At 54.7% G+C, this 428-nt stretch carries 1 protein-coding gene; it reads right to left on the bottom strand.

The window, feature by feature from the left end:
- Window positions 1-428 (bottom strand): DMT family transporter (locus GV819_RS32665; protein ID WP_161760123.1); only part of this gene is annotated, 428 nt, incomplete at both ends.

The following is a 428-nucleotide window of genomic DNA, read 5'->3' as shown; positions in this document are numbered from 1 at the left end:
GAATAAAGGCCGCCAGCACCACAAATCCGTCACCTTGCCAGACAAACTGGAAATCACTTAACCCGCCGTGGAAGTTCACCAGCATCACGCCGGTAAAGCCCAGAACACAGCCCAGCGTTTTGTTATAGCTGAGTTTGTCGTTGTGGTAGATAAAGTGCGCCAGCAGCACGCTGAAGAAGGTCCCGGTGGCATTCATGATCGAGCCGTTCACCCCGGTGGTGTAAGCAAGGCCGATATAAAAGAAGGTGTACTGGATGGTGGTCTGGGTCAGCCCGAGGATCGTGAGCTGACCAAACTGCGTGGGTGTGAGCCTGCCAATCGGTTTACGCTGGGCCAGGGCAAAGAGCAGCAGCAACGCACCGGCAAACAGAAAACGGTATCCGGCAAAGACGACTTTGGACGGAATATCATCGGTCGCGATCTGGAAG

Source organism: Pseudomonas sp. Fl5BN2 (genome assembly GCF_009908205.1).
Lineage (GTDB): Bacteria > Pseudomonadota > Gammaproteobacteria > Pseudomonadales > Pseudomonadaceae > Aquipseudomonas.
Note: the sequence above shows the minus strand (reverse complement) of the source record. Positions and strands in the feature narration are given on the sequence as shown.